The 24,244-nt window shown below is 58.0% G+C and carries 21 protein-coding genes; 13 read left to right on the forward strand and 8 right to left on the reverse strand.

Going from position 1 to position 24,244, the window contains the following annotated elements; all coding sequences use genetic code 11:
- Positions 1-52: 52 nt before the first annotated feature.
- The 3 genes from rpmG to radC all read right to left on the reverse strand — a co-directional run bounded on the left by rpmG (position 53) and on the right by radC (position 1,484).
- Complete coding sequence (gene rpmG, locus LRS40_RS06320) at positions 53-220, reverse strand: 50S ribosomal protein L33 (RefSeq protein ID WP_003024094.1); 168 nt, start codon at positions 218-220, stop codon at positions 53-55.
- A gap of 22 nt (positions 221-242) precedes the next feature.
- Positions 243-479 carry a 50S ribosomal protein L28 gene (rpmB, locus tag LRS40_RS06325; protein ID WP_002436699.1) on the reverse strand — a complete coding sequence of 79 codons (237 nt, stop codon included), beginning with the start codon at positions 477-479 and terminating at the stop codon, positions 243-245.
- 339 nt (positions 480-818) lie between these two features.
- Positions 819-1,484 carry a DNA repair protein RadC gene (radC, locus tag LRS40_RS06330; protein WP_231313341.1) on the reverse strand — a complete coding sequence of 222 codons (666 nt, stop codon included), beginning with the start codon at positions 1,482-1,484 and terminating at the stop codon, positions 819-821.
- Between the two features lie 174 nt (positions 1,485-1,658).
- Here radC and coaBC point away from each other — a divergent pair, with 174 nt between their 5' ends.
- The 3 genes from coaBC (at position 1,659) to slmA (ending at position 4,020) form a co-directional block, all read left to right on the forward strand.
- Complete coding sequence (gene coaBC / locus LRS40_RS06335; RefSeq protein WP_231313872.1) at positions 1,659-2,870, forward strand: bifunctional phosphopantothenoylcysteine decarboxylase/phosphopantothenate--cysteine ligase CoaBC; 1,212 nt, start codon at positions 1,659-1,661, stop codon at positions 2,868-2,870.
- Positions 2,848-3,306: a dUTP diphosphatase gene (gene dut / locus LRS40_RS06340; RefSeq protein ID WP_139563925.1), complete on the forward strand. Its 459-nt coding sequence runs from the start codon at positions 2,848-2,850 to the stop codon at positions 3,304-3,306. The genes coaBC and dut overlap by 23 nt, the downstream gene beginning before the upstream one ends.
- 117 nt (positions 3,307-3,423) lie before the next feature.
- Positions 3,424-4,020, forward strand: coding sequence for a nucleoid occlusion factor SlmA (slmA, locus tag LRS40_RS06345; protein WP_032615703.1), 597 nt, complete (start codon positions 3,424-3,426; stop codon positions 4,018-4,020).
- A 40-nt stretch (positions 4,021-4,060) separates the two neighbouring features.
- On the opposite strand, the gene pyrE is transcribed toward slmA, so the two are convergent.
- Complete coding sequence (gene pyrE, locus LRS40_RS06350; RefSeq protein WP_032615701.1) at positions 4,061-4,702, reverse strand: orotate phosphoribosyltransferase; 642 nt, start codon at positions 4,700-4,702, stop codon at positions 4,061-4,063.
- Between the two features lie 60 nt (positions 4,703-4,762).
- Positions 4,763-5,479 carry a ribonuclease PH gene (gene rph / locus LRS40_RS06355; protein WP_032615700.1) on the reverse strand — a complete coding sequence of 239 codons (717 nt, stop codon included), beginning with the start codon at positions 5,477-5,479 and terminating at the stop codon, positions 4,763-4,765.
- 125 nt (positions 5,480-5,604) lie between these two features.
- On the opposite strand from rph, the gene LRS40_RS06360 reads away from it, so the two are divergent.
- The 3 genes from LRS40_RS06360 to LRS40_RS06370 all read left to right on the forward strand — a co-directional run bounded on the left by LRS40_RS06360 (position 5,605) and on the right by LRS40_RS06370 (position 9,362).
- Entirely contained in the window at positions 5,605-6,468 is an 864-nt protein-coding gene (locus LRS40_RS06360; RefSeq protein ID WP_032615698.1) for a YicC/YloC family endoribonuclease, read from the forward strand.
- 173 nt (positions 6,469-6,641) lie between these two features.
- The gene (locus LRS40_RS06365) at positions 6,642-8,576 is read left to right on the forward strand and encodes an acyltransferase family protein (protein ID WP_231313342.1); all 1,935 of its coding nucleotides are present in this window, start codon (positions 6,642-6,644) and stop codon (positions 8,574-8,576) included.
- A 168-nt stretch (positions 8,577-8,744) separates the two neighbouring features.
- The gene (locus LRS40_RS06370; protein ID WP_142487725.1) at positions 8,745-9,362 is read left to right on the forward strand and encodes a trimeric intracellular cation channel family protein; all 618 of its coding nucleotides are present in this window, start codon (positions 8,745-8,747) and stop codon (positions 9,360-9,362) included.
- Here the strand turns inward: LRS40_RS06370 and ligB are convergent.
- Positions 9,359-11,029, reverse strand: a complete 1,671-nt coding sequence (gene ligB / locus LRS40_RS06375) for an NAD-dependent DNA ligase LigB (RefSeq protein ID WP_231313343.1) — start codon at positions 11,027-11,029, stop codon at positions 9,359-9,361. The genes LRS40_RS06370 and ligB overlap by 4 nt on opposite strands.
- A gap of 252 nt (positions 11,030-11,281) precedes the next feature.
- On the opposite strand from ligB, the gene gmk reads away from it, so the two are divergent.
- From gmk to recG, 5 genes are read left to right on the forward strand one after another with little or no spacing between them, the layout of a single operon-like run.
- Positions 11,282-11,905, forward strand: a complete 624-nt coding sequence (gene gmk, locus LRS40_RS06380; protein ID WP_231313344.1) for a guanylate kinase — start codon at positions 11,282-11,284, stop codon at positions 11,903-11,905.
- A 54-nt stretch (positions 11,906-11,959) separates the two neighbouring features.
- A complete protein-coding gene (gene rpoZ / locus LRS40_RS06385) occupies positions 11,960-12,235 on the forward strand; it encodes a DNA-directed RNA polymerase subunit omega (RefSeq protein WP_032615688.1) in 276 nt (91 codons plus the stop codon).
- 19 nt (positions 12,236-12,254) lie between these two features.
- A complete protein-coding gene (gene spoT, locus LRS40_RS06390) occupies positions 12,255-14,369 on the forward strand; it encodes a bifunctional GTP diphosphokinase/guanosine-3',5'-bis pyrophosphate 3'-pyrophosphohydrolase (protein WP_231313345.1) in 2,115 nt (704 codons plus the stop codon).
- A gap of 4 nt (positions 14,370-14,373) precedes the next feature.
- Complete coding sequence (gene trmH, locus LRS40_RS06395; RefSeq protein ID WP_231313346.1) at positions 14,374-15,063, forward strand: tRNA (guanosine(18)-2'-O)-methyltransferase TrmH; 690 nt, start codon at positions 14,374-14,376, stop codon at positions 15,061-15,063.
- A gap of 2 nt (positions 15,064-15,065) precedes the next feature.
- Positions 15,066-17,144: an ATP-dependent DNA helicase RecG gene (gene recG / locus LRS40_RS06400; RefSeq protein ID WP_231313347.1), complete on the forward strand. Its 2,079-nt coding sequence runs from the start codon at positions 15,066-15,068 to the stop codon at positions 17,142-17,144.
- On the opposite strand, the gene gltS is transcribed toward recG, so the two are convergent.
- A complete protein-coding gene (gene gltS, locus LRS40_RS06405; protein ID WP_231313348.1) occupies positions 17,145-18,347 on the reverse strand; it encodes a sodium/glutamate symporter in 1,203 nt (400 codons plus the stop codon).
- A 224-nt stretch (positions 18,348-18,571) separates the two neighbouring features.
- On the opposite strand from gltS, the gene LRS40_RS06410 reads away from it, so the two are divergent.
- Positions 18,572-19,963 carry an NCS2 family protein gene (locus LRS40_RS06410; protein WP_142487718.1) on the forward strand — a complete coding sequence of 464 codons (1,392 nt, stop codon included), beginning with the start codon at positions 18,572-18,574 and terminating at the stop codon, positions 19,961-19,963.
- Positions 19,964-20,081: 118 nt separating this feature from the next.
- Entirely contained in the window at positions 20,082-21,785 is a 1,704-nt protein-coding gene (locus LRS40_RS06415; protein WP_231313349.1) for an AsmA family protein, read from the forward strand.
- A 133-nt stretch (positions 21,786-21,918) separates the two neighbouring features.
- Here the strand turns inward: LRS40_RS06415 and yicI are convergent, their stop codons facing one another.
- Complete coding sequence (gene yicI / locus LRS40_RS06420) at positions 21,919-24,237, reverse strand: alpha-xylosidase (RefSeq protein WP_231313350.1); 2,319 nt, start codon at positions 24,235-24,237, stop codon at positions 21,919-21,921.
- Positions 24,238-24,244 lie beyond the last annotated feature (7 nt).

Raw genomic sequence — 24,244 nt, forward strand, 5'->3', positions numbered from 1 at the left:
GAATGCAAAAAACCCCGCAGTTGCGGGGTTTTTCAGTACGAGGAGTCTAAAATTATTTAATTTTAGCTTCTTTGTACAGTACGTGCTGGCGTACAACTGGATCGAACTTTTTCAGTTCCAGTTTTTCCGGCTTAGTACGTTTGTTCTTCGTGGTGGTGTAGAAGTGACCTGTACCAGCAGAAGAAACCAGCTTGATTTTCTCACGAATACCTTTAGCCATGATTTATTTCCTCTTTAAGTACTTAGTACTTTTCGCCACGGGCACGCAGTTCGGACAGAACTGTATCGATGCCTTTCTTATCAATAACACGCATACCTTTAGCAGATACACGCAGGGTGACAAAACGCTTCTCGCTCTCAACCCAGAAACGGTGAGAGTGCAGGTTCGGCAGGAAACGGCGTTTAGTCGCGTTCAGTGCGTGGGAACGGTTGTTACCGGTCACCGGACGCTTGCCAGTAACTTGGCAGACTCGGGACATGTCTATTCTCCAAAAATCAAATTAGCTCGAGCTTCGTATGGGGTATCGGCGCCTCGTCAGGCTTTACAGCCCAGTCATCGCGATTCTACACGTCATTCTTCAAGCTGCGTCTGCGTTGGCTGCGCTCGCTCACCCAGGTCACATACTTAAGTATGCTCCCAGGGATTCACTCTCTTGCCGCCTTGATGCAGCCTGAATAATTTAGTGTCTTAGTGAACCATCGATTGCCAGGCCCAAATGCCAAACCCGAGATTCTCAAAGGTGGCGTAGTATACGCTGACTCGAGGATGTGCTCAAGTCCCGAACAGACAAAGATCCCGATGGATCGCGAGAAATGGCTTAAATCCACCCACGTTCAGCAAACGAAACGTATTCTCCCCGACCTATCACCAGATGGTCAAGCACACGAATGTCCATGAATTGACAGCATTTCATGATCCGTGCGGTCACGTCTCTGTCGGCTTTGCTCGGTTCGGCGCGTCCTGAGGGGTGATTATGCGCGAGGATCACGCCAGCGGCATTCACTTTTATCGCTTCGCGCACAATTTCACGTGGGTGAACCTCTACATGGCTCAGCGTCCCCGAAAATAACCGGGAATGGTTCAGGACCCGGTTCTGGTTATCAAGGAAGATAACCATAAAGATCTCGCGCTCGTCCTCCGCCAGCTGGCTGCGCACAAACTCCCGGGTCATCTCCGGATCCTGCAGTGGGTTTATTCCCCGTATCCCCGAACAGTAGTAGCGGCGGGCAAGCTCCGCTATCCCCTTCAACTGGGCAAACGTCGCTAAACCAATACCTTCGACCTGCCTGAAATCCTTCATCTCTGCGGACAGCAAACCATGCAGCGAGCCAAAATGGTGCAACAAATCTCTGGCAAGCGCGAACACATTTTTACTCCGCGTCCCGGTACGCAGGAACAGCGCCAGCAGCTCTTCGTCCGTAAGCAAGGTCGCGCCATCGCGTAGCATTTTTTCCCGCGGTAGCAGCGGGGTTGATGTCTCCATATTCTCTCCTTCTCCCTGACCACACCATGCTGCCACAGACCCCGGCTCCTCACGACGGCGTATTGCCCGTCTTGCGTAACGCCTCGCAAAGTGGCGGATGGACAACATCACGATGCTTTTCGGATTGTGATAAAATGGCCGTCTCTCAGGTGACCCCAACAGGAAAGAATCATGATGAGCCTGGCCGGTAAAAAAATCGTTCTCGGCGTCAGCGGCGGCATTGCAGCCTATAAAGCGCCGGAACTGGTGCGCCGTTTGCGCGAGCGCGGCGCGGACGTGCGGGTGGCAATAACCGAAGGGGGCAAAGCGTTCATTACGCCATTGAGCCTGCAGGCGGTTTCAGGCTACCCGGTGTCGGACAGCCTGCTCGATCCGGCGGCAGAAGCCGCAATGGGCCATATTGAGCTGGGCAAATGGGCGGATTTAGTCATCCTCGCCCCGGCCACCGCCGATCTTATCGCCCGCGTTGCCGCCGGCATGGCCAACGACCTGGTGTCCACCATCTGCCTGGCCACCCCGGCGCCGGTCGCCGTGGTGCCTGCCATGAACCAGCAGATGTACCGCAACGCGGCAACGCAGCATAACCTGTCAACGCTCGCCTCGCGCGGGCTGCTGATTTGGGGGCCGGACAGCGGCAGCCAGGCCTGTGGCGACATCGGCCCGGGCCGCATGCTGGATCCGCTGGCGATTGTGGATCTGGCCGCCGGCCATTTTTCACCTGTCAACGATCTGCAACATCTGAACATCATGATTACCGCGGGTCCGACGCGTGAGCCGTTGGATCCGGTGCGCTATATCACTAACCAAAGCTCCGGCAAGATGGGCTTTGCGATTGCCGCCGCCGCCGCGCAGCGCGGAGCCAAAGTCACGCTGGTCAGCGGCCCGGTGTCGCTGCCAACGCCAGCGCAGGTGCAGCGCATCGACGTAACGACCGCGCTGGAGATGGAAGCAGCCGTCCAGGCGCAGGCGCAACAGCAGCAGATTTTTATTGGTTGTGCCGCCGTAGCGGACTACCGCGCAGCCGCCGTGGCGGATGAAAAAATTAAAAAGCAAGGCGATGAAATCACGATAAAAATGGTGAAAAACCCGGATATCGTTGCCGGTGTCGCCGCGCTAAAAAATCGACGGCCTTACGTTGTTGGGTTTGCCGCTGAAACGAATAATGTGGAAGAATATGCCCGGCAAAAACGTACCCGCAAAAACCTCGATTTAATTTGCGCGAACGACGTATCGCTGGCCACTCAAGGATTTAACAGCGACAGCAACGCACTGCACCTATTCTGGCAGGATGGAGATAAAGTCTTACCGCTTGAGCGCAAGGAACTCCTGGGCCAACTATTACTGGACGAGATCGTTACCCGTTATGATGAAAAAAATCGACGTTAAGATTCTGGACCCGCGTGTTGGTCAGCAATTTCCGCTGCCGACCTATGCCACTTCCGGCTCTGCCGGTCTTGATCTGCGCGCCTGCCTCGACGACGCCGTAGAGCTGGCACCGGGCGCCACCACGCTGCTGCCGACCGGTCTTGCAATCCACATTGCCGATGCCTCTCTGGCGGCGGTGATCCTGCCGCGTTCTGGCCTTGGCCATAAGCATGGTATCGTGCTGGGCAACCTGGTGGGGCTTATCGATTCGGACTATCAGGGTCAGCTGATGGTCTCCGTCTGGAACCGTGGCCAGGACAGCTTCACCATTCAACCCGGCGAGCGTGTCGCCCAGATGGTATTCGTCCCGGTGGTACAGGCTGAATTTAATCTGGTAGAAGACTTCGACGCGACCGATCGCGGCGAAGGCGGCTTCGGCCATTCCGGGCGTAAATAAACCCGGCTAAACGCATCTCACAATCTAATAACGTATTAACAAACCGCAAACGGACGTTTGCGGTCGTTGTGTGGATGTCAGCCTGACAAGTGCTTATTTTCAGGGGTATTTTGCAACATGGCAGAAAAACAAACAGCGAAAAGGAATCGTCGCGAAGAAATACTTCAATCTCTGGCTCTGATGCTTGAATCCAGCGATGGCAGTCAACGCATCACCACCGCAAAACTGGCCGCCTCTGTGGGCGTGTCGGAAGCGGCGCTGTACCGTCATTTCCCCAGCAAAACGCGGATGTTCGACAGCCTGATCGAGTTTATCGAAGACAGCCTGATCACGCGTATCAACCTGATTCTGAAGGATGAAAAAGACACCACCGCACGGCTGCGTCTGATTGTTCAGCTGATCCTTGGGTTCGGCGAGCGCAATCCGGGTTTAACCCGTATCCTGACCGGCCACGCGCTGATGTTTGAACAGGACAGGCTGCAGGGGCGCATTAACCAACTTTTCGAACGTATTGAGGCGCAGCTGCGCCAGGTATTGCGCGAAAAGAAGATGCGTGAAGGCGAGGGTTACAGCATGGATGAATCGCTGCTTGCCGGGCAGGTGCTGGCCTTCTGTGAAGGGATGCTCTCACGCTTTGTGCGCAGTGAATTCAAATATCGCCCAACGGACGATTTTGACGCCCGCTGGCCGTTAGTCGCCGCGCAGTTGCAGTAACGGGTAGGCCCGGTAAGCGCAGCGCCACCGGGCAATTAACTCAGACGCCAAACTCTTCGCGATACGCACGCACCGCCGCCAGGCTCTCTGCCATCTCCGGCTTCTCTTCCAGATAGGCAATCAGGTCTTTCAGAGTGATGATTGAGGTCACTTTGCAGCTGTAATCGCGCTCCACTTCCTGGATAGCGGAGATTTCGCCACGGCCGCGCTCCTGGCGGTCCAGCGAGATCAGCACGCCAGCAAGCGTAGCGTTGTTCGCCTGGATAATCTCCATCGATTCACGAATGGCGGTGCCTGCGGTGATCACATCGTCCACCAGCATGACGCGGCCCTGCAGCGCGCTGCCGACCAGATTACCGCCTTCGCCGTGGGTTTTGGCCTCTTTACGGTTAAAGCAGTACGGCACGTCGCGATCGTGATGCTCCGCCAGCGCCACGGCGGTGGTGGTGGCAATCGGGATGCCTTTGTATGCCGGGCCAAACAGCAGGTCGAACTCAATCCCGGAATCCACCAGCGCTTCGGCATAGAAGCGGCCTAACAGAGCCAGATCGCGCCCGGTATTAAACAGCCCGGCGTTAAAGAAATAGGGGCTCTTGCGCCCGGATTTCAGCGTGAACTCGCCAAACTTAAGTACCTGCTTGCTAAGCGCAAATTCAATAAACTGGCGCTGATAAGGTTTCATGGATTCGCTCCTTACTTTTCTACGGACAAAAAAAAGGCGACTCATCAGTCGCCTTTAAAATCAATTTTCTAACGCCGCCTTCTGCGTCGTTACGATAGATTCGATTCCCTCTCGGGCTAACGCCAACAGCGCCAGAAGTTCTTCGTGGGTAAATGGCTCACCTTCAGCGGTGCCCTGCACCTCGATGATACGACCGTCTTCGGTCATCACCACGTTCATGTCGGTCTCTGCCGCGGAGTCTTCAACGTACTCCAGATCGCACAGCGCTTCGCCATTGACGATCCCTACAGACACTGCCGCAACCATGCCTTTCAGCGGGTTAGCTTTCAGCTTACCGGCCGCGACCAGTTTGTTCAGGGCATCGGCCAGCGCCACGCAGGCACCGGTAATGGAGGCCGTACGGGTGCCGCCGTCAGCCTGGATCACGTCGCAGTCCAGGGTGATGGTGAATTCACCCAGCGTTTTCAGATCGACAGCCGCGCGCAGCGCGCGGGCGATCAGACGCTGGATCTCCATGGTGCGGCCGCCCTGCTTACCCTTCGCCGCTTCGCGGGCGTTACGGGTATGGGTAGAGCGTGGCAGCATGCCGTATTCGGCAGTGATCCAGCCCTGCCCCTGGCCTTTCAGGAAGCGCGGCACGCCCTCTTCAATGGAGGCGGTGCACAGCACTTTGGTGTCACCAAATTCAACAAGCACAGAGCCTTCAGCGTGTTTTGTATAGTTACGGGTCAGGGTGACGGGGCGCACCTGGTTGGCGCTACGACCTGATGGACGCATGATGATATCTCCGGCTTGAAACGAATGTGGCTGCGCATTATACGGATTAAACGCGCTTATTCCTATCCTGAGAAAGCCCCGAAAGCTATAATCCCCCCATCTCTCCTTCAAAAACGGAAATGTCTATGATCCGCAGTATGACCGCCTACGCCCGCCGTGAAATCAAGGGTAGCTGGGGCAGCGCTACCTGGGAAATGCGCTCGGTAAACCAACGCTATCTTGAAACCTATTTCCGTATGCCGGAGCAGTTCCGCAGTCTTGAGCCCGTGGTTCGTGAGCGTATCCGTGCTCGCCTGACGCGCGGAAAGATTGAATGCAACCTGCGTTTTGAGCCCGATGCGAGTGCGCAAGGGGAGCTGATCCTCAACGAGAAACTGGCTAAACAGCTGGTGAACGCCGCTAACTGGGTCAAAATGCAGAGCGACGAAGGCGAAATCAACCCGGTTGATATTCTGCGCTGGCCTGGGGTGATGGCGGCTGGCGAACAGGATCTGGACGCGATTACCGCTGAAATTCTGGCTGCGCTGGACGGGACCCTGGATGACTTCATCGTAGCCCGTGAAACCGAAGGCCAGGCGCTGAAGGCACTGATCGAGCAGCGTCTGGAAGGCGTGAGCGGCGAAGTGGTGAAAGTCCGCTCCCATATGCCAGAAATCCTGCAGTGGCAGCGTGAGCGTCTGGTCGCCAAACTGGAAGACGCCGAAGTTCAGCTGGAGAATAACCGTCTCGAGCAGGAGCTGGTGCTGATGGCCCAGCGTATCGACGTTTCTGAAGAGCTGGACCGTCTGGAAGCGCACGTCAAAGAGACCTACAACATTCTGAAGAAGAAAGAGGCCGTGGGCCGCCGTCTCGACTTTATGATGCAGGAGTTCAACCGCGAATCGAACACCCTGGCGTCGAAATCGATCAACGCAGAAGTCACCAATTCTGCGATTGAGCTGAAGGTACTGATTGAACAGATGCGCGAGCAGATTCAGAACATCGAATAAGCCGTAACAGGCGTCGATTTGTTATTAATGGTCCCTTAACGGGACCATTTTCATTTAATAGCCATAAGAATTTACTGTCTGCTTTCGGCGCATCAGAACATAAGCAGTCTTTTAGCGATTTTGATAGAATGCAGGCCGCATTTCTTATTTTGAGCGTCCTTTCAGGAAACCTAATGGCAAACATCAACTTATCTTTAGAGGACGTATCCAGCCTCTCAGTTGACCGCGATTTCAGGCAAGACATTAACCTGCTGCGCGGAATAGCCATTCTTTCTGTCGTTTTTTATCACTTTACCGCCACCCTGTTGCCCGGCGGTTTTGCGGGCGTGGATGTATTTTTTGTTATCTCCGGCTTCCTGATGACCAAAATCATCGCCACCGGCCTGGAAAGGAACAGCTTTAATCTTATTCAGTTTTATGCCGCGCGCTGCAAGAGAATAATTCCTGCCCTACTGGCGATGTGTCTGGTCATCGCCGTGGCGACCTTTTTCTGGCTACCGACAAATGAGTATAAAAAGCTCGGAAACTATATTGGCTATGCCGCCCTATTTATTTCGAACCTGAAACTCAACAAAGAGTCCGGGGACTATTTTGCCCTCGACTCGCATGAAAACTGGTTTTTACATACCTGGTCATTGTCCGTTGAATGGCAATTCTACCTGGTTTTACCTTTTATTATGATGGGTCTTTACCCCCTCAGAAAAAAGCTGAACACCGGGCTCTGCCTGCTGGTCCTCACCGTCGCGTCGTTTATGGTGAGCATTACGCACACCTCTGGCAACGCGTCCACCAGCTTCTATCTGATGCCGTATCGCGCCTGGGAAATGCTGTGCGGCGGGCTGGTGTGGTATGCCGCGCAGCGTTTTGTTCTGCCATTAAGGCTTCGTCCGGTTGCGGCGATCGCAGGTTACGCCCTGATACTTATCTCTCTCTTTTCTATCACCGCAGAGCAAGCCTGGCCCGGGCCACTGACTTTACTGCCCGTCGTGGGTGCGATGCTGGTGATTTACAGCGACTACCAACCGCTGGTGAGCCTGTTTGACCGGAATTTTCGTTGGGCAGGACTGAGCTCGTATTCCGTCTATTTATGGCACTGGCCCATTGTGGTGTTTCTGATCTATTCAGGGCGACAGCATAACGGGCCGTGGGTAATGAGCGCGATTGCGCTCTCCTTTGCCGCCGGATGGCTCTCCTGGGTTTTGATTGAACAGCCCGGAAAAAACTACCTGAGCCAGCGTACGACCCGCACATTCTGGTTAATCCTGTTTGCCTGCGTGGGCGTTGCCTGGCTGTTTAGCTATCTGGTGAAAAACAGTATCGTTGTCAGCCAGCCCGATCCTCTGGTAAACAAAATCGCGCTGGAAGCCACCAATAAAAACTATGCTGCCAACCCGAAAACGCGCTTAAGCCTTTACGGTACGGGCAAGCCTGCCGCCATCATTATTGGCGACAGTCATGCAGAAGCCACCGCGACCGCACTGGCAGAAGCTGCACAGGGTAAAGGCTCGGTTATCGGTATCACTTATTCTGGCTGCCCGACGCTGGCGACGGGTGAAGTTGACGAGAACAAACGGTGCGGAGCATTTAATCGCTCCCTTCCTTCACGGCTGCAGAATTACCCGTCAGATGTTCCGGTGGTGATTGTGAACCGCCTGACGCATTATGCGGAACAGCAGCTGGTGACCTTCGACGCCAGGCCGCAAAACAAGGAGGCGTACCTGCAACAGTATGCCGATGCGGTGGTCGGAATGGCGTGTACCCTGAATCGCGAGCATCCTGTTTACCTGGTGAACCCGATCCCCGAGATGGCGCATAACATTCCCCGCACGTTATCCCATCGTCTGATGACTGGCAGAGCCACCCGCGATTTATCAGTCCCACTGGCGAACTACGAGAAAAAGAACGCGGCTATTTTACAGGCCCAGGCGCGGGCGGCAAAACAGTGCGGCGTTCAGGTTCTGGATCCCACCGCCTGGCTCTGCACCGCGGGTCGCTGTATGGGCAGTAAAAATCTACAACCCTGGTACTTCGACGATAATCACCTCAGCGAAACCGGTAATAAAGTGCTGGTACCGATGTTCCGCCAGGTTTTTAGTCGCCCGCGGTAGTTAAGACCAAATAAATCTAATGCGATATATGAGTAAAAAAAGCGATATCGCACTCATTGAGCTATTCAAGCATTAGCTAATCTAAGGCATAACCGCTCGCACAAAAAAATCTAAATCGTGAGCCAGCCCACAAAAAGTTACCCTGACGGCATTAAAGTTGGGGGTAACATGCTGCTGCACATCCTGTATTTGATCGGTATTACCGCTGAGGCCATGACCGGTGCCCTGGCCGCCGGACGTCGTCGTATGGACACCTTCGGCGTTATTATTATTGCCACCGCAACGGCGCTGGGTGGGGGTTCCGTTCGGGATATCCTGTTGGGCCACTACCCGCTCGGCTGGGTGCAGCATCCTGAATATGTGATTATTGTCGCCGTCGCCGCGGTGTTGACCACCATCCTCGCCCCGGTAATGCCCCATCTGCGACGTCTGTTTCTGGTGCTGGATGCGCTCGGCCTGATCGTCTTCTCCATTATCGGGGCCCAGGTCGCGCTGGATATGGGCGAAGGTCCGGTTATCGCCACTATCGCGGCGGTGATCACCGGCGTGTTTGGCGGGGTACTGCGCGATATGTTCTGCAAACGCATTCCACTGGTCTTTCAGAAAGAGCTCTATGCCGGGGTCTCCTTCGCGGCAGCGGTGCTGTACGTCGCTCTGCAGCACTACGTCAGCAATCAGGATGTGGTAATTATCTCCACGCTGCTCTTTGGCTTTACCGCCCGCATGCTGGCGCTGCGTTTAAAGCTGGGCTTACCGGTCTTTTATTACCGCCACGACAGCCACTAAAATCCCTGCACGCCCTGCTCATTAAGCCAGGACGTCAGGATGTTAACGTTAGGGTGACGGATAAAGTCAACCAGCCTGCGCGCTCTTTCCACGCCAATGCCTGGAACCTGTTGCCAGCCCAGCGGATCCCTGTTCTGTAACTGCAGCCAGTGCTGGTCGCCCAGCGCACGCATGGCCACCCGGGGAAGAGGTACGCCAAGCGCATCCAGCCAGCGGGTAAAGGGCTGACGGCGCGCCAGGTTGAACTGATGCCAGAGCCGCAGGCCGCGCTGCGCCGAAAGACCGGGCGTATGCTGGAGCTGCTCCTGGGTGAGCGTCAGCCACGAAAACAGGTGCTCAAAATGATGTGCCTGATGAAGCACCTGCCAGCCTGCGTCGCCCAGCCCTTCGATGTTTAATACCGACGATGAACTCAGCCAGGCCAGCCGGGCCATAAACTGTTCGTGACATTCCGGTGAGGCATAAAAACAGGTGAGCGGTGTGAAGCGCGACTCTGGTGGCACCGGTTTTTGTCGGTCGGTCCCTCGCCAGACAACCTTATCCACCCGCGGGATCCCCTGCCCGGCCAGGCTAACCTGAACCTGATCGCCCGGCGCAATATCCAGTGCCTGCCAGCGGCCCACCGACCCCAGATTGACGCGCTGCACCCGTTTATCATCAAGCTGTACCGGCTCAAGTGTCGCGACCACCGCGATCCTGCCGGTACGTCCCACGGCAAAGTTAATAGCCCTGACCTCTGCGACCCGTGTGGCCGGAGCATATTTCCACGCCACCACCCAACTGCCGTCTCCCGGCAGCCAGCGGTTGCCTGCGGGCTCCTGTGCCGAGCGGATAACAATACCATCGGTAACAAAGGGCAGCGGCGACTTCAGCCAGCGGTCGCGCATATTTTCGGCCTCCTCCACTGAACTGATTTTCTGCGTCCAGGATTCGGTCAGGGTGAAGCCCGCCCGGGCTAACGCCCGCAAACGCTCGCCCATCGGGGTGGGGCCGTCCGGCCAGGCCCAGATGAAGATGCCGATCTGATCCAGGACGGCGCTGTCATCCTGCCGCATCATCGCCCCGGCGACTTTTGCCCGCGCATTCATACCGCCCATCTGGCGCTGGACATGATTTTCGCGCTGTAAGAAGAGCTCCCCCTGCAACACGCTGTTGGCGAGCGGGCCCGTCACCCGGGCGGGCACCGTGGCGATGCGCTTCACTTTCGCCGTCCAGTCTTCGCCTTTCAGCCCATCGCCCCGGCTGGTGGCCTGCACCAGCTGCCCCTGACGGTAGACCAGCGTCACCGCCACGCCATCCACCTTGGGCTGGATCCACAGATCGCGATGCGAATGCATCCACTGCCGCAGCTCCGCTTTATCGGCCACCTTCACCACCCCGGTATGGCTGACCGGATGCCTGACCGAACCGCCCGCAGGCAACGGCGCGTCTGTCACCTGTTCATCACCAAAGCAGTGCCGCCACTGTCTCAGCCGCGCGGCCAGCTGGTCATATACCTCGTCGTTCACGTCGCTGACGCCCTGCTGCCAGTAAGCCTTATCCCAGCGGGCCATTTGCGCACTGAGTCGGGCGATCTCCTGCGCTGCCTGCGCGGGTGACCAGACCGGGCAAACCGCCATCCCGCTGCTGCTCCAGAGCAGCATAAGTACACCAAAACATCGCCACATCGTCGTTCCTCCCTGTTTTATACGGGGGTATAACGCGGTACGAAAACGCAGGCGACAGGCAAAAACAGACTTTACGAGCCAGCATCAGGACTTTGTTTCTGTTGCAGCAAACGGCGGAGAAAAGCGGAAAAGGGCGAGCAAAAATCAACTAAGAAACGGAAAAAGTGTGACAAAGGCTACGTCACGAAGCGGCGACGTGTATAATAAGCCCGTATGTAGGACTTTCTTCGCTAACACATACAAAAGACTCTCATGGCTCAAGGCACGCTTTATATTGTTTCTGCCCCTAGTGGCGCGGGTAAATCCAGCCTGATTCAGGCACTGTTAAAAACCCAACCGCTGTACGATACCCAGGTATCGGTTTCTCACACCACGCGCGCGCCGCGTCCGGGTGAAGTGCACGGTGAACACTATTTCTTTGTCGATCACGATGAATTCAGAACGATGATTGGCAGAGATGCGTTTCTTGAACACGCGGAAGTTTTCGGTAACTACTACGGCACCTCGCGTGAAACCATTGAGCAGGTGCTGTCGACCGGCGTGAACGTGTTCCTTGATATCGACTGGCAGGGCGCGCAGCAGATCCGCAAGAAAATGCCTGATTCGCGCAGTATCTTTATTTTACCGCCGTCGAAAGACGAGCTGGATCGCCGTCTTCGTGGCCGTGGCCAGGATAGCGAAGAGGTTATTGCAAAACGTATGGCCCTGGCAGTTGCGGAAATGAGCCATTACGCCGAATATGATTACCTGATTGTGAATGATGATTTTGACGCCGCCCTGAGCGATCTCAAAACTATCCTTCGCGCCGAACGTCTGCGCATGAGCCGCCAGAAGCAGCGACATGACGCATTAATCACCAAACTGTTGGCAGACTGAACCCACATTCAGTATCATGCCCAGTCATTTCTTCATCTGTGGAGCATTTTAAGTATGGCACGCGTAACTGTTCAGGACGCTGTAGAGAAAATTGGTAACCGTTTTGACCTGGTGCTGGTCGCCGCGCGTCGCGCTCGTCAGATGCAGTCAGGCGGTAAAGATCCGCTGGTACCGGAAGAAAACGATAAAACCACCGTTATCGCATTGCGCGAAATCGAAGAAGGTCTGATCAACAACCAGATCCTCGACGTACGTGAGCGCCAGGAGCAGCAAGAGCAGGAAGCCGCAGAACTGCAGGCCGTTACCGCCATTGCTGAAGGTCGTCGTTAATTAAACCTGCGGGTCGCCCTTGTATCTGTTTGAAAGCCTGAATCAACTGATTCAAACCTACCTGTCGGTAGACCAGATTAAACGTCTCCAGCAGGCGTATCTCGTTGCACGTGACGCTCACGAGGGCCAGACACGTTCAAGCGGTGAACCCTATATCACGCACCCGGTAGCGGTGGCCTGTATTCTGGCCGAGATGAAACTCGACTACGAAACGCTGATGGCCGCCCTGCTGCATGACGTGATCGAAGATACCCCCGCCACCTACCAGGACATGGAACAGCTGTTTGGCAAAAGCGTTGCCGAGCTGGTGGAAGGAGTCTCTAAGCTTGATAAGCTGAATTTCCGCGACAAGAAAGAGGCACAGGCCGAAAACTTCCGCAAAATGATCATGGCGATGGTGCAGGATATCCGCGTCATTCTGATCAAACTCGCTGACCGTACCCACAATATGCGCACCCTGGGCTCCCTACGCCCGGATAAACGTCGTCGCATTGCCCGTGAAACCCTCGAAATCTACAGCCCGCTGGCGCACCGTTTAGGTATTCATCACATTAAAACCGAGCTGGAAGAGCTGGGTTTTGAAGCCTTGTACCCGAACCGCTTCCGGGTGATCAAAGAGGTGGTGAAAGCCGCACGTGGTAACCGTAAGGAGATGATTCAGAAGATCCTCTCTGAAATCGAAGGGCGTTTGCAGGAAGCCGGTATTCCCTGCCGCGTCAGCGGTCGCGAAAAGCATTTGTACTCCATCTACTGCAAAATGGTGCTCAAAGAGCAGCGTTTTCACTCGATCATGGATATCTACGCGTTCCGCGTGATCGTCCAGGACTCTGATACCTGCTATCGCGTGCTGGGTCAGATGCACAGCCTTTACAAGCCGCGTCCGGGTCGAATGAAGGACTATATCGCCATTCCAAAGGCGAACGGATATCAGTCTCTGCACACCTCGATGATTGGCCCGCACGGCGTGCCGGTTGAGGTGCAGATCCGTACCGAAGACATGGATCAGATGGCGGAGATGGGTGTTGCCGCGCACTGGGCCTACAAAGAGCGTGGCGGCGAAAGCAGCACTACCGCGCAGATCCGCGCCCAGCGCTGGATGCAGAGCCTGCTGGAGCTACAGCAGAGCGCCGGTAGCTCGTTTGAATTTATCGAGAGCGTTAAATCCGATCTCTTCCCGGATGAGATTTACGTTTTCACGCCAGAGGGGCGCATTGTCGAGCTGCCTGCTGGCGCAACCCCGGTCGACTTCGCTTACGCCGTGCATACCGATATCGGTCATGCCTGCGTGGGCGCGCGCGTCGACCGCCAGCCGTATCCGCTGTCACAGCCGTTGACCAGCGGCCAGACGGTGGAAATCATTACCGCACCGGGCGCGCGTCCGAACGCGGCGTGGCTCAACTTTGTGGTGAGCTCGAAAGCCCGCGCCAAGATCCGCCAGCTGCTGAAGAACCTCAAACGCGACGACTCCGTCAGCCTGGGCCGTCGTCTGCTCAACCACGCGTTGGGCGGCAGCCGTAAGCTGGCCGAGATCCCGAAAGAGAGCATTCAGCACGAGCTGGAGCGTATGAAGCTCGCCTCGCTTGATGACCTGCTGGCAGAGATCGGTCTGGGTAACGCGATGAGCGTGGTGGTGGCGAAGAACCTGCAGCAGGGCGAAACCTCTGTGCCGCAGCCGTCATCAACCAGCCACGGCCATCTGCCGATCAAAGGCGCCGACGGCGTATTGATTACTTTTGCCAAGTGCTGCCGACCGATCCCGGGCGACCCGATTATTGCCCACGTCAGCCCTGGTAAAGGCCTGGTTATCCATCACGAATCCTGTCGTAACATCCGCGGCTATCAGAAAGAGCCTGAGAAGTTTATGGCGGTAGAGTGGGATAAAGAGACCGAGCAGGAATTTATCACCGAAATTAAGGTGGATATGTTCAACCACCAGGGTGCGCTGGCGAACCTGACGGCGGCAATCAACACTGCCTCTTCCAACATTCATAGCCTGAATACGGAAGAGAAAGATGGCCGCGTTTACAGCGCCTTTATTCGTCTGACCGCGCGGGACCGTGTGCATCTGGCGAACATCATGCGCAAAATCCGCGTGATGGCCGACGTGATTAAAGTCACCCGTAACCGAAACTAGCTTTATGAATTCAATGCGTTATGCCCGGATTTGCGAAATGCTCGCCAGGCGTCAGCCCGATCTGACGGTCTGCATGGAGCAGGTCCATAAACCTCATAACGTGGCTGCTATCGTCCGTACCGCAGACGCCGTCGGTGTGCATGAAGTGCACGCCGTCTGGAAGGGTACACGGATGCGTCCCATGGCCTCGGCTGCCGCAGGCAGCAACAGCTGGGTACAGGTCAAAGCCCACGACAATATTGCCGACGCCATTTCGCATCTGAAGGGACGCGGCATGCAGATTCTGGCAACCCACCTTTCCGACAAAGCCGTCGATTTCCGTGAGATTGATTATACCCGTCCGACCTGCATTCTGATGGGTCAGGAGAAGACGGGGATCACCCAGGAAGCGTTAGATCTGGCGGATCGGGACATCATCATTCCGATGATCGGCATGGTGCAGTCCCTGAACGTCTCCGTGGCGTCCGCGCTCATTCTGTATGAAGCCCAGCGCCAGCGCCAGAATGCCGGGATGTACAAACGCGAGAACAGCATGTTGCCGGAAGACGAGCAGCAGCGCCTGCTGTTTGAAGGCGGCTATCCGGTGCTGGCCAACGTGGCGAAGCAGAAAAAATTACCCTACCCCCACGTGAATATGCAGGGCGAAATCGAAGCCGATGCAACGTGGTGGGCCACCATGCAAGCGGCGAAATAATCATGCAAGGCCGCCTGCTGGATGCTGTGCCGCTCAATTCCCTGACGGGCGTTGGCGCGGCCCAGAGCAGCAAACTGGCAAAAATTGGCCTCCATACCGTGCAGGATCTCCTCCTGCACCTCCCCCTGCGTTATGAAGACCGCACCCAGCTCTATCAGATTGGCGATCTGCTGCCCGGGATTTACGCCACGGTTGAAGGCGAAGTGCTAAACAGCAATATCACCTTCGGCGGTCGCCGGATGATGACCTGCCAGATCAGCGACGGCTCCGGCATCCTGACCATGCGCTTCTTCAACTTCAGCGCGGCGATGAAAAACAGCCTCGCCGCCGGGCGACGGGTGCTGGCCTACGGCGAAGCCAAACGCGGGAAATACGGCGCGGAGATGATCCATCCCGAATACCGCGTACAGGGCGATCTCAGCACCCCGGAGATGCAGGAGACGCTGACGCCAGTCTATCCGACCACCGAAGGCATCAAGCAGGCGACGCTGCGCAAGCTGACCGATCAGGCGCTGGAGCTGCTCGACACCTGCGCCATTGCCGAACTGCTGCCGCCCGAGCTGGCGCAGGGGATGATGAGCCTGTCGGAGGCGTTGCGCACCCTGCACCGCCCGCCGCCGACGCTGCAACTCAGCGATCTGGAGAGCGGCCAGCATCCGGCCCAGCGACGCCTGATTCTGGAAGAGCTGCTGGCGCATAACCTGAGCATGCTGGCGTTACGCGCCGGGGCGCAGCGTTTTCACGCCCTGCCGCTCCCGGCCCGAAACGAATTAAAAGATAAACTGCTGGCCTCGCTGCCGTTTAAACCCACCGGGGCGCAGGCCCGCGTCACCGCCGAGATCGAGCGCGACCTGGCGCTGGACGTGCCGATGATGCGCCTGGTGCAGGGCGATGTTGGCTCCGGTAAAACGCTGGTGGCCGCGCTGGCCGCACTGCGCGCCATTGCGCACGGCAGACAGGTCGCGCTGATGGCGCCGACCGAACTGCTGGCCGAGCAGCACGCGAATAACTTCCGCAGCTGGTTTGCCCCGCTGGGTGTTGAAGTGGGCTGGCTGGCCGGGAAGCAAAAAGGCAAGGCGCGACAGGCGCAGCAGGAGGCCATCGCCAGCGGTCAGGTGCAGATGATTGTCGGCACCCACGCCATCTTCCAGGAGCAGGTGCAGTTCCACGGCCTGGCGCTGGTGATCATTGATGAACAGCACCGTTTCGGCGTACATCAGCGGCTGGCGCTGTGGGAGAAAGGGCTCCAGCAGGGGTACCATCCGCACCAGCTGATCATGACCGCAACGCCGATCCCGCGTACCCTGGCGATGACCGCCTATGCCGATCTCGATACCTCCACTATCGACGAGCTGCCCCCGGGCCGTACGCCGGTGACCACCGTCGCCATTCCGGACACGCGCCGCAGCGACATCATCGATCGGGTGCGCAACGCCTGCCAGGAAGGCCGCCAGGCCTACTGGGTCTGTACCCTGATTGAGGAGTCGGATCTGCTGGAAGCCCAGGCGGCGGAAGCCACCTGGGAAGAGTTAAAGCTGGCCCTGCCGGAGCTGAACGTCGGGCTGGTGCATGGCCGCATGAAGCCTGCCGAGAAGCAGGCGGTGATGCAATCCTTCAAGCAGGGCGATCTGCATCTGCTGATCGCCACCACGGTGATTGAAGTGGGGGTGGATGTACCAAATGCCAGCCTGATGATCATCGAAAACCCGGAACGTCTGGGTCTGGCGCAGCTCCACCAGCTGCGCGGCCGCGTAGGACGTGGCGCGGTGGCCTCGCACTGCGTGCTGCTCTATAAAGCTCCGCTGTCCAAAACCGCCCAGAAGCGTTTACAGGTTTTACGCGACAGCAACGACGGCTTTGTGATTGCGCAACAGGATCTGGAGATCCGTGGCCCGGGAGAGCTGCTCGGCACCCGCCAGACCGGTAACGCCGAGTTTAAAGTGGCCGATTTGCTGCGCGATCAGGGTATGATCCCTGAAGTACAGCGTCTGGCACGCCATATCCATGACCGCTACCCCGACCAGGCGGCAGCGTTAATCGAGCGCTGGATGCCCGAGACCGAACGATACTCGAACGCCTGATCAGCCAAACATCGGCAGCATCAGATAGAGTTTGATCACCAGCGCATTGACGATATCAATAAAGAACGCCCCCACCATCGGCACCACCAGAAACGCCATATGTGACGGACCGAAACGCTCGGTGATGGCCTGCATGTTGGCGATGGCCGTCGGCGTTGCCCCCAGACCAAAGCCGCAATGTCCGGCTGCAAGCACCGCCGCGTCGTAGTTTTTGCCCATCAACCGCCAGGTGACGAACATCGCATACAGCGCCATAAACAGAGCTTGCACGACCAGAATAACCAGCATCGGCAGCGCCAGCGAGGCCAGTTCCCACAGCTTAAGGCTCATCAGCGCCATCGCCAGGAACAGCGAGAGGCAGACGTTGCCCAGCACCGATACCGCACGTTCAAAGACGCGATAAAAACCTATCAGGGCCAGGCCATTGCTGAGGAGCACCCCCACAAACAGCACGCAGACAAAGGTTGGCAGCTCCAGCGCGGACCCCGCCAGCAGTTGCGCAATCACCTTGCCCGCCGTCAGACAGATGGCGATAAGCGCTATGGTTTCGATCAGCACCAGGGAAGTGATCATGCGTCCAACGTCCGGCTTTTCGAACGCCGACGGCACCGCTTCATCTTCCGGGCAGCCGTTCGGGGTGGCGGAGTGTTTTACAAGATAGCGCGCCACCGGCCCGCCAATCAGGCCGCCCAGCACCAGGCCAAAGGTGGCGCAGGCCATCGCCACTTCGGTGGCATTCTGGAAGCCATAGCGCTCAACAAACAGCTTACTCCAGGCCGCACCGGTGCCGTGCCCACCGGAAAGGGTAATCGAGCCGGCCAGCAGACCCATCAGCGGATCCAGCCCCAGCAGGGAAGCCATACCGATACCGATGGCGTTCTGCATCACCAGCAGCCCGACCACCACAATTAAGAACACGCCCAGCACTTTGCCGCCTGCCCGCAGGCTGGCGAGGTTAGCGTTCAGGCCGATGGTGGCGAAAAAGGCCAGCATCAGCGGGTCTTTTAGCGACATATCAAAGTTTATTTCCCAGCCCATGCTTTTTTTCAGCACCAGCAGCGCAACGGCAGCCAGCAGTCCGCCCGCGACGGGCTCCGGGATGGTGTATTTTCTGAAAAGGGGGACACTGTGAACCAGTTTACGGCCAAGCAGTAAAACCAGCGTTGCCGCAACGAGGGTCGACAACGTATCGAGATGAATCATAGTGGGCTCCTTATATGGCACGTGCTCCATCAACATGCGCGTTTTCCTGAACCGATTGCGCGACTTAAGCGCAATCGGGAGCAGGAGTGTAATGAACTTTGCCCTGGCGTGACAGAAAAGCCGTAATAAGCGGCGGGATTTCTCTGTGATTTTTGCGAGCAATCGTTTGCTTTTCTCATCCACTCGGCTAAAATGCCCGCTTTTCTTCCTGGGGATCGCAGCAGATGTCCGTTAACGCCGTTGAACAGCAAGATGCGCAACCGATTGCGCAGCCGCATAACAGTGAACTGATTTACCGTCTTGAAGACCGTCCACCGCTGGCGCAGACCTTGTTCGCCGCCTGTCAGCATCTGCTGGCGATGTTTGTGGCCGTCATCACCCCTGCCCTGCTGATCTGCCAGGCGCTCGGCTTACCGGCGCAGGACACCCAGCACATCATCAGCATGTCGCTGTTTGCTTCAGGCGTAGCCTCCATCATTCAGATTAAAGCCTGGGGTCCGGTAGGTTCCGGCCTGCTGTCGATTCAGGGCACCAGCTTTAACTTTGTGGCTCCGCTGATCATGGGCGGTACGGCGCTGAAAACCGGCGGCGCGGATGTGCCGACGATGATGGCGGCGCTGTTCGGCACCCTGATGCTGGCAAGCTGCACCGAGATGGTCATCTCCCGCGTGCTGCACCTGGCGCGCCGCATTATTACCCCGCTGGTCTCCGGCGTGGTGGTGATGATTATCGGCCTGTCGCTGATTCAGGTGGGCCTGACCTCTATCGGCGGCGGCTACGCCGCAATGGCCGACCACACCTTCGGCGCCCCGAAAAACCTGCTGCTGGCGGGCGTGGTGCTGGCAATCATTATTCTGCTCAACCGTCAGCGTAACCCGTACCTGCGCGTCGCCTCGCTGGTGATCGCCATGGCGGCAGGCTACCTGGCCGCCTGGGCGATGGGTATGCTGCCGCAGTCCAGCGCCGCGACCGACAGCCCGCTGATCGTGGTCCCGACGCCGCTCTACTACGGCCTGGGTATCGACTGGAACCTGCTCCTGCCGCTGATGCTGGTGTTTATGATCACCTCTCTGGAAACCATCGGGGATATCACCGCCACCTCCGACGTCTCTGAGCAGCCGGTCTCTGGCCCGCTGTACATGAAGCGCCTCAAGGGTGGTGTGCTGGCTAACGGTCTGAACTCCTTTGTCTCCGGCGTGTTCAACACCTTCCCGAACTCCTGCTTCGGTCAAAACAACGGCGTGATCCAGTTGACCGGCGTGGCCAGCCGCTACGTGGGCTTTGTGGTAGCGTTGATGCTGATCGTGCTCGGTCTGTTCCCGGCGGTCAGTGGCTTTGTGCAGCACATTCCTGAGCCGGTGCTCGGCGGCGCAACGCTGGTGATGTTCGGTACCATCGCGGCATCGGGCGTGCGTATCGTCTCCCGCGAGCCGCTGAACCGCCGCGCTATCATGATCATCGCCCTGTCGCTGGCGGTCGGTCTGGGCGTGTCTCAGCAGCCGCTGATCCTGCAGTTTGCCCCGGACTGGGTGAAAAACCTGCTCTCCTCCGGCATCGCTGCCGGCGGGATCACCGCTATCGTTCTGAACCTGATTTTCCCGCCAGAAAAGAACTGATCCCTTTCACGGCAGCAGGCAACTGCTGCCGTAACCCAGAATTCCGCCCTTCCCGCCTTGAGCATTGCGCATAAATCGTGCATAACTCCTTTATGTACGTTTTACGTGATGGAAGACCATGAAATTTATTGGAAAGCTTCTCGTCGGTATTCTGGCCGTTGTGCTTATTGCGATCCTCGCGCTCTATATCCTTGTTCAGACCCGCTGGGGCGCGGCGCAGGTCAGCAGCTGGATCACGGTAAACACCGACTACGAACTCAATTTTGACCTGATGGATCATCGTTTCTCTTCGCCCACGCACCTGGTGCTGAAAAACGTCACCTTCGGGCGCGACGGTCAACCCGCGACTCTGGTCGCGAAGATGGTGGATATCGGCGTGAGCAGCCGACAGCTCACCGATCCGCTGCACATGGATACCATCACCCTGTTTGACGGCACGCTGAACCTCTCCCCGCAGACGGCACCTCTTCCCTTCCAGGCCGATCGCCTGCTGCTGAACAACATGGCGTTTAACAGCCCGAATACCGCGTGGGATCTGAGCGCACAGAAGGTCACCGGCGGCGTGCGCCCCTGGAATCCTGAAGCGGGCAACGTGCTGGGTAAAAAAGCCAACATCCAGATTAGCGCCGGGTCGCTGACGCTGAACGGCGTCCCGGCCAGCAACGTGCTGATCGAGGGCGAGCTGACCGACAAAGAGGTGATCCTGATCACCATCGGTGCCGACATGGCGCGGGGCTCGCTCACCGGCACCGCGCGTCGCGACGCCAACGGCGGCTGGAAGGTGGACAACATGCGCCTGAACGACATCCGCCTGCAGAGCGATAAATCGCTGTCTGACTTCTTTGCCCCCATCACCACCCTGCCGTCGTTGCAGATTGGCCGCCTGGACGTAACCGACGCCCGCCTTCAGGGGCCGGACTGGGCGGTTACCGATCTCGACTTAAGCTTGCGCAACCTGACCCTGAGCCAGGGCGACTGGCAGAGCGAGGATGGCCGCCTGTCGATGAACGCCAGCGAATATATCTACGGCTCGGTGCATCTGTTCGACCCGATCCTCAATGCGGAATTCTCTCCGCAAGGGATCGCCCTGCGCCAGTTCACCTCGCGCTGGGAAGGCGGGATGGTGCGCACCTCCGGCAACTGGTTGCGCAGCGGGAAAGCGCTGGTACTGGATGATGTCGCCGTCGCCGGGCTGGAATACACCCTGCCGGAGAACTGGAAAACGCAGTGGATGGAGACCCTGCCGGAATGGCTGCACAGCGTCACGCTGCGTAAATTTGGCCTGAGCCGTAACCTGGTGATCGACGTGGACACCGCTTTCCCCTGGCAGATCACCGCCCTCGACGGCTATGGCACCAACCTGCAGCTGGCGAAAGATCGCCAGTGGGGCGTATGGGCGGGCACCGCCACCCTGAACGGCGCGGCCGCCACCTTTAACCGCGTGGACGTGCGTCGTCCTTCGCTGTCGCTTACGGCTAACGCCTCGACCATTGCCATCAATGAGCTGAGCGCCTTTACCGAAAAAGGGATTCTGGAAGCGAAGGCCAGCGTTTCGCAGACGCCGGTGCGGCAGACCACCATCAACCTGACCGGACGCGGTGTGCCGTTAAACGTGATCCAGCAGTGGGGCTGGCCGGCATTGCCGGTGACGGGCGACGGCAATATTCAGCTCACCGCCAGCGGCAATGTGCAGAAAGATTCGCCGTTGAAGCCGACGGTCAACGGCAGGCTGAATGCGGTGAATATGGATAAACAGCAGGTCACGCAGACGATGACGGGTGGGGCGGTGAGTACGGTTGAAACACCCGCACCAACACCGTAGGCCCGGTAAGCGATAGCGCCACCGGGCATCAGGCCGCACTGCATCGCCGGGTGGCGGCTTCGCCTTACCCGGCCTACAACATCAAAACCGTAGGCCCGGTAAGCGCAGCGCCACCGGGCGTTTTACAGACGGCTCAGAGGTGGATCACGACCTCCTCCCCCTCCGTTTTCACCACCACGCCCCACTCGCTCCCCGCATGTGACGCGCCTTTCACGCCGCTAATCTGATGCACATTGCGCAAACAGACCGACCAGTTCCGCGCTTCGCCACGCCCTTTTAACGTCAGGGTATCCCCGTTGCGCGTCGCGGTCAGGGTAAAGGCCACGGCACCGTTGGCCGCCGGCACCTCGCTTACCGCCGTGGCACCATCGTCGAGGTTAAACAGCTGGAAAGCGGTGCCTTCATTCCACGCATAGTCCGGCTTCTGGTCGTTATTGCCCAGCGCCAGCAGGGTGTTGTCACGCACGTAGACCGGCAGGCTGCGGAAGTCGTGCTGCTGTTTATGCCAGCGGCTGCCCTGCACCTCGTCGTTGCGCCACAGGTGCGTCCAGCGCCCTTCCGGCAGGTAGAACTGCACGTCGCCCGCTTCGCTGAACACCGGGGCCACCATCACCGAATCCCCCAGCATGTACTGGCGGTCGAGATAGTCACAGGCCGGATCGTCCGGGAACTCGAGCATCATCGCCCGCAGCATCGGGGTACCGAACTCACGGGCCAGCGCCGCCTGGCGGTACAGGTACGGCATCATCCGGCATTTGAGCTGCGTGAAGTGGCGCACCACGTCGCAGGACTCGTCGTCATACGCCCACGGCACCCGATAGGATTTGCTGCCGTGCAGGCGGCTGTGGCTGGAGAGCAGCCCGAACGCGCACCAGCGTTTGTAGACGTGCGCCGGGGCGGTGTTTTCGAACCCGCCGATATCGTGGCTCCAGAATCCGAACCCGGAGAGGCCGATCGACAGCCCGCCGCGCAGGCTTTCGGCCATCGACTCGTAGTTGGCGTAGCAGTCCCCGCCCCAGTGCACCGGAAACTGTTGCGCCCCCACCGAGGCCGAACGGGCAAACAGCACCGCCTCCTCTTCGCCTACCGTCTCTTTCAGCACGTTCCACACCAGCTCGTTGTAGATGTAGGCGTAGTGGTTGTGCATCTTCTGCGGATCGGAGCCGTCGAACCACTGCACGTCGGTCGGGATGCGCTCGCCGAAGTCGGTTTTGAAGCAGTCGACGCCGATATCCACCAGGCCTTTCAGCTTGTCGGCATACCATGTGCAGGCTTCCGGATTAGTAAAGTCGTAGATCGCCAGCCCCGGCTGCCACTTATCCCACTGCCACAGGGAGCCGTCCGGGCGTTTCAGCAGGTAGCCCTTCTCTTTCAGCTCCTTAAAGATCGGTGATTTCTGCCCGATGTAAGGGTTGATCCACACGCAGACCTTCAGCCCTTTCTCCTTCAGGCGGCGGATCATCCCTTCCGGGTCCGGGAAGGTCGCCGGGTCCCACTCGAAATCGCACCAGTGGAAGGCCTTCATCCAGAAGCAGTCGAAGTGGAAGACCTGCAGGGGCAGGTCGCGCTCCGCCATGCCGTCGATAAAGCTGTTCACCGTCGCTTCGTCGTAGTTGGTGGTAAACGAGGTGGTGAGCCACAGGCCAAACGACCAGGCCGGCGGCAGCGCCGGACGCCCGGTGAACTGCGTGTAACGGTTGAGCACCTCTTTCGGCGTCGGGCCGTCGATAACGAAATACTCCAGGTACTCGCCCTCGACGCTGAACTGCACCTTCGACACCTTCTCGGAGCCGATTTCAAAGGAGACGTTTTCCGGGTGATTCACCAGCACGCCGTAGCCGCGGTTGGTGAGGTAGAACGGGATATTTTTGTATGACTGTTCGGTGCTGGTGCCGCCGTCGCGGTTCCAGGTTTCGACCGTCTGGCCGTTGCGTACCAGGGCGGTGAAGCGCTCGCCGAGGCCGTAGACGGTTTCGCCCACCCCCAGATCCAGACGCTCGAACATGTAGTTGCGATCGCTGTTGCCGTCCTGCACGTAGCCGTTGTTTTTCAGCTGGCTACCGGTGATGCGCTGGCCGTTTCTGAGGAAATCGAGCGCCCAGAACTCGCCTTTGGTGACGCGGACGCTGACGTTGCCGCTTTTCAGCTCAGCAAATTCCGCGTTGTTTTCAATCTGGACGCTGACGTCTTTCAGGACGTTGAGCGGATAGTGCGGGCCGTTATCCAGCGCCCCCTGGAAGTGCTCGATGCGCACACCGACAATCCCCTCCTGCGGCGCAAACAGACGCACGGTGAACATCAGGGTGTCGAGCTGCCAGGTGCGCTCGCGCACGTCGCGCGGGGCGACATAGACCACCAGGTCGTTGCCCTGCTTCTCCACATCGAATACCTGAACCGGATACGTCACGTTCAGGCCCGGTTGGATAAGCCAGTTTCCGTCACTGATTTTCATGCTTTCG

The organism is Leclercia sp. G3L (assembly GCF_021117075.1).
Lineage (GTDB): Bacteria > Pseudomonadota > Gammaproteobacteria > Enterobacterales > Enterobacteriaceae > Enterobacter > Enterobacter adecarboxylatus_C.